This window comes from Clostridia bacterium (genome assembly GCA_026414765.1).
Classification (GTDB): Bacteria; Bacillota; Clostridia; order Acetivibrionales; family DSM-27016; genus SKW86.
The window spans coordinates 1-9973 of the sequence record JAOAIJ010000044.1 but is presented as its reverse complement, the minus strand read 5'-3'; the positions used below and the strand labels follow the sequence as shown (position 1 = coordinate 9973).

9 protein-coding genes, 1 riboswitch and 2 other annotated features are annotated in these 9973 nt (G+C 37.1%); of the genes, 1 reads left to right on the top strand and 8 read right to left on the bottom strand.

Going from position 1 to position 9973, the window contains the following annotated elements:
• Positions 1-95 precede the first annotated feature (95 nt).
• Positions 96-145: a sequence feature (sodium ion sensor (DUF1646 type); this cis-regulatory element may regulate processes involved in with the transportation of sodium ions), on the bottom strand.
• 389 nt (positions 146-534) lie between these two features.
• Both N3I35_17940 and N3I35_17935 read right to left on the bottom strand, forming a co-directional pair.
• A complete protein-coding gene (locus tag N3I35_17940) occupies positions 535-1581 on the bottom strand; it encodes an asparaginase (GenBank protein MCX8131966.1) in 1047 nt (348 codons plus the stop codon).
• A complete protein-coding gene (locus N3I35_17935; protein ID MCX8131965.1) occupies positions 1581-2633 on the bottom strand; it encodes an asparaginase in 1053 nt (350 codons plus the stop codon). Before N3I35_17935 ends, N3I35_17940 begins: the two co-directional genes overlap by 1 nt.
• Before the next feature lie 221 nt (positions 2634-2854).
• Here N3I35_17935 and N3I35_17930 point away from each other — a divergent pair, with 221 nt between their 5' ends.
• A complete protein-coding gene (locus tag N3I35_17930; protein MCX8131964.1) occupies positions 2855-3565 on the top strand; it encodes a DUF421 domain-containing protein in 711 nt (236 codons plus the stop codon).
• 634 nt (positions 3566-4199) lie between these two features.
• Here the strand turns inward: N3I35_17930 and N3I35_17925 are convergent.
• The 6 genes from N3I35_17925 to N3I35_17900 all read right to left on the bottom strand — a co-directional run.
• A complete protein-coding gene (locus N3I35_17925) occupies positions 4200-4520 on the bottom strand; it encodes a cyclic-di-AMP receptor (GenBank protein MCX8131963.1) in 321 nt (106 codons plus the stop codon).
• Positions 4521-4526: 6 nt separating this feature from the next.
• The gene (ablB, locus tag N3I35_17920) at positions 4527-5384 is read right to left on the bottom strand and encodes a putative beta-lysine N-acetyltransferase (protein MCX8131962.1); all 858 of its coding nucleotides are present in this window, start codon (positions 5382-5384) and stop codon (positions 4527-4529) included.
• Positions 5365-6642 (bottom strand): lysine 2,3-aminomutase, encoded by a 1278-nt coding sequence (gene ablA / locus N3I35_17915; GenBank protein MCX8131961.1) that lies wholly within the window; start codon positions 6640-6642, stop codon positions 5365-5367. The genes ablB and ablA overlap by 20 nt, the downstream gene beginning before the upstream one ends.
• Positions 6643-6672: 30 nt before the next feature.
• Complete coding sequence (dapB, locus tag N3I35_17910; protein ID MCX8131960.1) at positions 6673-7539, bottom strand: 4-hydroxy-tetrahydrodipicolinate reductase; 867 nt, start codon at positions 7537-7539, stop codon at positions 6673-6675.
• A 113-nt stretch (positions 7540-7652) separates the two neighbouring features.
• A riboswitch (cyclic di-AMP (ydaO/yuaA leader) is annotated at positions 7653-7785 on the bottom strand.
• A gap of 181 nt (positions 7786-7966) precedes the next feature.
• Positions 7967-8019, bottom strand: a sequence feature (sodium ion sensor (DUF1646 type); this cis-regulatory element may regulate processes involved in with the transportation of sodium ions).
• Positions 8020-8052: 33 nt separating this feature from the next.
• The gene (locus N3I35_17905; protein ID MCX8131959.1) at positions 8053-8673 is read right to left on the bottom strand and encodes a diguanylate cyclase; all 621 of its coding nucleotides are present in this window, start codon (positions 8671-8673) and stop codon (positions 8053-8055) included.
• A gap of 841 nt (positions 8674-9514) precedes the next feature.
• Positions 9515-9973: hypothetical protein (locus N3I35_17900; protein MCX8131958.1), on the bottom strand; the 459-nt coding region annotated here is incomplete at its 5' end.

The window sequence follows — 9973 nt, the reverse complement described above, 5'->3', positions numbered from 1 at the left end:
AAAACCTTATAAAGATGTTTTTACAACAGTTTGTTGATTACATGAGTCTAATCTTCCTTAAATTTGAACACAAAAAGGGTGAAAAACCCACAAAGAGCTTTCCACCCAAAAAGCCGATTCTTGAAAAAGGAAAATCCGTCCAACCGTGAAACACTTTTATTCTACAAATATATTAACATACTTTGATATATGTTATCAATCTTTATTGCTTCTTTAAACATGACTGAAAATAAAGCAGGTGTTTTTGATGTTAACACCTTCTTTATAAATGTTTCACCAAAATGGTAATAATCCTTTCAAAATAAATATTTTTCATAAATCATCCCAGCTTGAGTATTTAGCTACATATTCATATCCTCAAAGCTTCTGAATAAAATGCTTGAAGGTTGTTTTTATTCAAGAAAGCCGAATAACGCTTTTGGAATGTGAAAAAGAGGAACTCCACCAATGCTGAAGGGGAAGACATTAAAACTGTACAATCCTGCAACAACTATGTCAAGTGAGGCAATAAATCAGATGGGTTCATCTAGCTTTCTATGTAAGATATTCCATACCCAGCATAATATTATTACCTGAAGGAGATTTTAAGCTAAAGGCAGGTAATATCTCACCGATGGTCTCGCTAAGATTATTTTTTAGCGCTTGTCTGTACCAATGCTTTAAAGAATTGAACTCAGTGGTGCTTAATATTCCTAATTCACTTAGTACCTGTATAACAACCGGATAAATTGCCCTTTCATTTCCATCAACGATTTTGATGCATACACCCAGATTGCCTTCCTTGATTCCCAGGCAATATACCGCTTCACAGCCTACCTTGCCGATGAGTGTATCTTTGGTTACCTGCATAAGCTCTGTACAGAACTCATAGTCTCCTGCAACCATTTCCGGGAATTGTGTCATGGAATCAAATACAGTTTTGCAGGAATTATAATAAGGGCTTTCTGAATTTTGTGAATGCTTCACCAGTCTTGCATAAGATAATGCGATTTTATTTATTGGCAGAAGATATATGGGAGCACCGCAGCCATCTGTACCAATAGGGATAGAATTTACATCTTCATCAGTAAATTCTGATATTGTTTTTATAATTTCTTGTTGAACCGGATTGGTTGCTTTTTCATAATCATTCGCACCATGGCCTCTGAATTTTGCTAAAGCCAGCATTGCAGAGTGTTTACCCGAACAGCTGCAGTGAAGTATGGAGGGGGACCGGCCTTCTGCAATTAGTTTTTTGTTTTCTTCTTCGCTGTAGGGTGTCATAATGCCACAGTGCAGATTTGCTTCATCAAGCACCACCTTCTTTAAAATTTCCTCTACAGTTTCCTGATGTATTTTTTGTCCGCTATGTGAGGCGCAAGCTATAGCAATTTCCTTTTTTGAAAAGTTAAATGCTTTAGCGGCACCTGATTGAATGAGAGGGATTACCTGAATAGGTTTTGCTGACGAACGGAAGAATATTTTTGTATTATAATCACCTAAGTTGTACAGTACCTGCCCGGAAGAATCCACAACACAGATATATCCATAGTGTATACTTTCTATATAATCATTTCTTGTGACAACTGCTAATGGCTCCATTACTTTTCACCTTTGAATTCAAATTTATCTCCTATCTGGATATTGGCTATCTTGTTTTGCATGTTAAATACTGGTATCGTGTATCCTACCACCTTGCCTTTATGGTTTTTAACCGATGGGTACGCCCATGCTTTTAACCTTTCCATTGCTTGTTTATTTAAGACTCCAAGCTCGCTTAATATATGCGTAGTTACAGGGTAAACCCCACGCTCATTACCATCTGAAATCTTAATACATATTCCAAGCTGCTTCTCCGGTACTGCAACACAATATATTCCTTCAGCACCTACCTTGCCAATTACCTTACCCTCGGAATGAGTAATCAGGTCAGTACAGAATTCCTTATCTCCGTTAATCATGCGAGGATAGCTGGTCATTGCTTTTTGAATAAGTCCAAACGCTTCCTTGTATTTTCCTGTCCCATTATAGCCGTGGGCTAAAAGTGAATACAAATAAGAAGCTTGATGCAATGTAACCATAAATGTTGGAATACCACACCCGTCAATGCCCAGAGTAATATCCCCGGTATCACATTCCAGCAGTTCGGCGACTGTTTTCAAGATAAGCTGCTGTACAGGATGCTCCGGTTCAGTGTAACCTTCTACAGGAAAGTTATAGTATTTACATAGAGCAAGCATGCCAGCATGCTTGCCGGAACAACAGTTATATAGCTGTGAGGGACGTTCACCTTTTTTTATAAGCTCATTTATCATATCCTGATTATATGGATTAGCCACACCGCAGCTCAAGCTTTCCTCATTTAATCCGATCTTGTTCAAAATAGAGCTTACGGCTTTCAGGTGAAAGTCCTCGCCGCTGTGTGAAGAACATATGATTGCCAGTTCTTCAAGGTTTATGTTGAATTTCTCCATAGCTCCCGAACTGGCAAAGGCAACGGCCTGTATAGGTTTTGCGGATGAACGAAGATATACTTTTGTATCCCGATTACCTATACTATATACAATATTCTTTTGTGGATCTGTTACGCAAAGATAGCCTTTATGTATGCTTTCTATATGGCTTGTCCTTGTAAGTATTACTAATGGCTGCATTTTCACCTCTGAGGAATAATGAATTTCATTAGGTTAGTATAACCCCATTACTGTAATAATTATGTATCAGGTTATATAAGTGGGTAACTGAGAGAGAGGTGTGTTATCTTGATTAAATATAATTAATGGCTCTTATCTCTGTCAGCAGTTAATAGAATATGGTTTATTAGGAAATTATAAAAGTAAAGCATTCAAACAATAATTATTACCGGGGTGAAATTTTGGACCAGCTTATTTTAGTTATCTGGAAATCTGCTTTAATATTTGTCATGTTGGTAATGTTGTCTAGAAGTATAGGAAGAAAGCTTCTTGCGCAGATGTCTTACTTTGATTTTACTGTTGCAATAACTATTGGTTCTATATCAGGTTCTTATGTTGTACAAATGATTCAGGGTATGTGGGTCCTTATAGCCCCAGTCCTGCTAGCTTTACTGGCAATAACCTTTGACTATATACATTTAAAAAGTCTCAGCTTAAGAAAGCTTACTGAAGGTGAAGCGGTAGTAGTGATACAGAATGGACAAATTCTGGAGAAAAGTATGAAAAAATTGCGATATCATCTGGATAATTTAGAGTCACAGCTTCGGGATAAAGGGATATTTGACTTCAATGAAGTTGAGTTTGCGATTCTTGAGCCTCATGGTCAATTGAGCGTATTGAAAAAATCGCAGTACCTTCCTGTTACACCTGATGATATGAATTTGAATACGAAGTATAAAGGATTATCAACTGAAATAATAAAACATGGACAAGTTCTGAAGCAAAATCTTAAACAGAATAATCTATCGAATGAATGGCTGATTGAGGAATTAAAAAAACGCAATATCACCGATATATCCGGCGTTATTTATGCTGCACTGAACACAAGCGGGGTTTTGTATGTCAGCTTAAAGCAAAGCAATCTTAGATATATTCAAAAGGTAGAGGATTGACGAAGGAGTAATTGGAAGATTATAAGAATTGTTTAATAAATATAATGTGAGCCATGGGTACATTCCCAAAGCTGATTATTTACAAAGTATGCATACAATTTGGCGGTATCCCAAATAAAATGCAATTAAAAACAGGTACATTTCTTTAATGCTATTCTTAAATTCACGATGAAAATATCACATGTGGAATACGACTTGATATTGCTAAATAGAATAGATGATTCATCATGGAACTTCATAGTGTCAAAAAGTATAGAACATTTGACCTGAAACCATAGTCTGTAATGGTAACGCATTTGGCATACGACTTTCTCTGAACCTAGGAAATGACAGAGGGGACGGTTTGGGGTTACCCTAAACCGTCCCTAACGACACTTTTGTTTTTTGATATGACCGAAAATAAAGGTGAGTGTTTAAGGATGTCGGCATCTTGTTTTCTATATCTTACCCAAATAATGATAATCCTTTCAAAATAAAAATTCATCTTAAGTAATTATATAAAAGAATGAATATTAATACTAAGAAAATTAAGAATACTATTTTCTGTATTTTTCTCCGTATTCTCCGTTTTTTTTTATCCATTTGTTTATGTGTATCTCGCTATTCATATTAAAATTTATCCATTATGGTTTACTTATACTTTTTCAAATCTTTCAACACTGGTTACAAAAATTGTGGCTCCACCAACCTCTACTTCCTTTGAAGAGGGGATATAGAGGCTGCCTGATGGAATGGGATACCGTAGGCATTCCGTTCTTTTATTGGAATTTCTTTCAATAATCTCGAGTACTGAATCCACTAGATTATCTTCCACACCAATTAAAAGTGTCGTATTACCTGCTCTAAGGAAGCCACCGGTTGAACATAGCTTAGTTACACTGAATTCTGCTGAATTGAGAGTATCTGTGACTCGTCCTGCATCCTCGTCATGAACAATAGCAAAGATCAGTTTCACCAGAAATCACCCCTTTTTGAGTTTTTTAGCCCAAATATTCATATCCTCAAAATTTCCGCAGATATGGCAGTTATTTATAAGCCTTCCGCAGTACTTGTAATCAAGGTTGCTTAATGACTTGTTTATTCCATGGTTAATAGCTCTTGATAGGCTGTACAATGTATGAAATCCTTTCCTGTGAAGATCGTATTCCAGGCTTTGAATAAGATTTGTCAGAATACCTCTGCCTCTATGTTCCGGGAATGTGGCGCAATCTGTTATTTCTGCATTCATATTGTGAGTATCCGTATCGGCAGATGCAATACTGATAATTTTTCCATCCTCAACCGCTACCTTGAATAATATCTGGGTACTCATGACGCTTTGCAGATATTTACTACAAAAAACGGGGGAGGGGTAGGTATCAAAAACTGTTTCAAAAAGCTGTATCATTTGAGGTATATCGCTTTCTACGGCATTTCGTATTGTATATTTGTGATTTTTTGTTATAGGAGATTTTTTGTTTTGGATAACGCACTGGTGAAGGATAGCATCCTCTTCCTCCTTGTGCTTTGACAATTCACGTTTTTTGTCAATAAATAACGAAATGCAATAGGCATCCTCATCGCAAAAGTAACCGTTGATTATACCTTCAATTTTGAAGCCACAGTTTCTAAAGGGCTTTAAAAGCTTAATCCGGCAGTTGGAGATAACCTTGCCGAGACCTTCCTTTTTTGCAAAATCGACTATGAACATTATGATATCATCTGATATACAAGGGTAGTCGATAATTTTAAGCCTTTGATTTGTATAGTCAACAAATACCTTAACACCTTTAATGTTGGTATAATAATTATCCTGACTCTTAAGCCCTATTGCATTCATGATATGCCTCCCTTCGGTTCACCCGGACATTACTGCGGGGAATGAGACAAGTTCTCTCATCACGGAACAGTTTTTCAAGTCCACGATATTCTCTGTTTTTGTACTTCTCGCAAAGACCGCAATTGTGACACTGATGGGATTTATCTTCCGGCTCTGCATAAGTGCATATCACGCCTTCAAAGTTTCTTAAAATAACTTTTTCAGCAGATTGTGATATCAAGTACTGGGGATTTACAGGAATTTTGCCACCACCACCGGGAGCATCAACTACAAAGGTGGGGACTGCAAATCCTGAAGTATGCCCCCTAAGCATTTCAATAATCTCTACACCGACTGCTACGGGAGTTCTGAAATGCTCAATTCCTTCTGAGAGGTCACATTGATAAAGATAATATGGTCTTACCCTGTTTTTTACAAGTCCCTGTACAAGGCTTTTCATTACATACGGACAGTCATTTACATTCTTCAGTAAGACTGATTGGTTTCCTAACGGTATGCCTGCATCAGCAAGAATTGAGCATGCACTAAGTGCTGCCTTAGTAAGCTCTTTGGGATGGTTAAAATGTGTATTTATCCAAAGTGGATGAAACCTTTTTAACATATCACAAAGCTCTTGTGTTATTCTTTGTGGCATCACAACAGGTGTCCTTGTGCCAAGTCTTATCACCTCAATGTGTTCAATTGCTCTAAGGCTCTCCAGAATGTATTCCAGCCGCTTGTCTGAAATGCACAATGCATCACCGCCAGAAAGCAGTACATCACGAATTTCCTTTGTCTTTTTTATATAGTCTATGGCTCTTTTTATATTATGCAGGGACAACTCTTTATCATCGTGTCCTGCAAACCTTCTTCTGGTACAGTGACGGCAGTACATGGAGCACTGATCTGTAATAAGTATTAGCGCTCTGTCGGGATACCTGTGGGTTAAACCGGGAACAGGGGAATCTATTGTTTCGTGAAGAGGATCACTGCTATCGCATTTTGATATTTTTGTCTCATGTATAGTTGGAACGGCCTGCCTTCGAATAGGACAATTACTGTCGTCAGGGTTCATCAACGCTGCATAATAAGGGGTGATTGCCATTCGGAGCTTTTCTAGACTTGCTTTTACTCCTTGGCGCTCATCCTCGGTTAAGTTTATTACCTTCTCTAATCCTTCTATGGTAGTAATTCTATTTGAAAGCTGCCATCTCCAATCCTGCCACTGCTCTTCAGTAACATCTCTCCATAATTCAATTTCGTGATAGTTCCTATCCATATTTAAGCTCCTTTCGAACAAGATGTCTAATTAGAGGACTTGTAATTCCTTTTTATTCAGGAAAACAGAATATCGCTTTTTAAAGGAATTGTTTTCTAACTCAAGGTAGTCTCCGAGTACCTTTTTAAGGTTAAGTACATCACTCATTTCAAAGTATCCAGCCTTTCCCTTTGCAAACCTGACAGCGTGAAGAGCTCCAAGGGCAAAAGCCCTTCTTGAAAATGATTCATGAGAAATCTCGATTTTATCATCTTCACCTATAATCATTACTTCATGCTTTCCAACCACGCCGCCTGCTCTTACTGCTGTGATAGGTACTTGAATATCTTTGTTTACATTACCTGAAGCTGTCAGGCCTTTTTCTATTTCGGCGGCAATTTTCTTTGCGGTGCCGGAAGGAGAGTCCTTTTTGTGCTTGTGGTGGATTTCTGTAATTTGGAAGTCATAATTGTTCAAAATATTAGCTGCCAGGTTTGTAACAAGCATAAGTACATTTACACCCAACGTGATATTTGGAGCATAAACAATAGCGTTTTTATGTGTAGTAGCCAGTACCAGCAGCTTCTTCAGGCCTATTTTTGAGAAACCGGTTGTGCCAATGACAATATTTACTTTCATCCTGGAGAAAACCTTGGCGTTTCTTAAGGCAGCCTCGGGGCTTGAAAAATCGACAACTACATCGGGTCTGGTTCTGAAAATAACCTGCTCCAGATTGTCTGAGCCTTCTATTATAACTCCTGTGGTACTGCTTCCCAAAACTTCGCCCAAATCTTTGCCTCTTTTGTCGCTGTTTGTACTACATATAGCCGAAACAAGTTTTATATCTTCCTGCTCCAGTAAGACTTTAGCAATTTCCTTACCTGTCTTTCCTAATCCTGATATACATACTCTAATCATTTCTAATACCTCCGATACGAATTTTTTAAACTAAAAAACGCTATAGAGAAGTATCTATAGCGTATGCCCCAAAAAGGGTGTACCAAATATAAGGTACGATTAAAGCATATCAATCACCTTCTCTTCCAACGCTTACGAGATTAGCTGACGGATTCGGGTCGAAAGAGCTTAACCCTACCGGATATTCCGGACTCACCCCATTAATTGGTTCTCCCGCTCCATTTCTGGACTCAGCGAATATTTATTTTTTTAAAATATTCTTAAACGTTAAATACTTACCATAATACCATCATTACAAAAAATGCCAATAGCAATCCTCCTGTTGTTGCGCCAACCCAAATTGCATCTCTTTTTGCTTCTTTCATAACAGCCAAACCGTCCTTCCGTACTAAATGAATATAAAAAGGGTGGGAGAACTCGAATATCGAGCTTCCCACCCAAGAAGCCATTTTCTTGAAAGCATACTCAGTACGCCCAACCGTATATCAAACCACTATTTTTTATTGGTATGTGCTATTTGCTATACTTCTTAAATAAATCGTCCAAAGCCTCACGTAAAAGAAAAGCTTCGGTTTTTTCAGTTTCCTTTGATAGCTCAGAAAGGCGATCTATTTGAGTTTTGGTAAAATAGCTAGATTTTAAAACCATACTTTCAGCTTCAGAAAGGCAAACTTTATTTTTACCTAGCTTTTTTGCCCTGAACATTGCACTATCAGCAACTCTGAACAATTCAATTGCATTTTTTGCATCCCGAGGGTAGCTTGCTATACCACAACTGATAGTTACATATACATTTTCTGTTTTATTCTTATCACTTAAAGTGAATGTATTGTCCGAAAGATACCTACGGATTTCTTCCATCTCCATAATGCTTCTTTCAGCACCTTTTTTTACAAGGAGAAAGTTGAATTCATCGCCGTGGCGTGTCATCAGGTCGATACTAGCTAAGTTCTGCCTGAATACGGACACAAGCTTTTTAATAACTTCGTCACCAATGGGATAGCCGTATATTTTATTTATGTTTTCAAAGTTATCTATATCAGCTACTACGATACTGAAAGGACCATCACTGTTAGCTATTAATTCTTCAACTTTTGCAATGAATTCTTCTTTTGTTACTAGCGGGTTCTCCATATATACTTTCCTCCGTATATATTAATATATCAAATATCCATATATATGTCAATATAAATATATAAGAGTAATACCTTGGCTGGTAAGAGTATACAGCATTAAGAGCTTGCCAACACTCTACAATATTCATATTTGCCAAAGGGAGCCAAATATGAAAGATAAAAGTATTGTAATGCACTTTTTATCGTTTATTACATATGAGGATAAAAAACGGCTCCTATTGCAGAGACTAAAATAGAAAAGATTACAGATGCGAAACAAACTGACGATAGAACAATATCAACTAATATTGAAAAAATAAAACTATATAAACCCAAAATTCAATGCGCCTACAAACAAAGATATCGTTATCCGTGAGTTTGTAATAGTAGACCAACACAAGGCATTGAAGATTATTTGACTAGATCTCAATATGAGCGAATAAAATATGGAAGGTTAGCTTTTGCGAAAGTATTTTATATTTTCTGCAATAAATTAAAGGCAAATTTAACGTTTCCTTGGACGGAGCAAGTGGAGACAGTTGCATTACTAACAAAAGTGTAGTTTTTCTTTGGGTGAATTCTTGGAGCAGCTTGAAACGGCTGTTTGTTGGGCTTTAGGGTTATGCCGTGGAGGTTATAAAAACAGTATAGTTTCGTTTGGTATAATCCTGAAAAGTGGTAATTTTCAAAAATGCAGGATTTTATTTGGCATATTTCAAATAGGATTTTATCTAACAAAATCTAAACTTGAGTTTATAAGCTTTGTTAAAAAATGTCTATTAGCTTAAAGAAGCCCTGTTGGACTTTGGTTGCCTAACAGGGCTGGAGAAAATCAAAACTTATGCAAAAGCATAGAATACTCAAGTTTTTTCCCTTTTTTTAAAAAGGATTGCGCGATTCCATATGACATCAAAAATGTATGGGCCAACCATAGCTATTTTATCCAAATAAACTCTAAAGACTATACGTGCGTCCTGATTATTATCAACTCCATATGCTTTTCCAAGTGGGTTCCCTGTGCTGTAAGGTATAATAACAACATTTTCTTCATCTGCTTTTCTTGCCATTTTATATACATAATAGTATCTGGCGTTTTCATACCCTTCAGGGAAGTATTCTATGGCAGTATCAGGAAATTGAACTGTACTGAAGGCTCCGGCCACTCCATTAAACAGCTCTGCCCCGTAAAAACTTGCATTGGAATATATTGCTTTTCCGGTTCGTTCGTGATTGATGCCATATACCATCACAAAATCATCATCACTAGTTAATTGGAAATCTTCTGTTTTAAAATATACAGCATCTCTATTATCCGCATA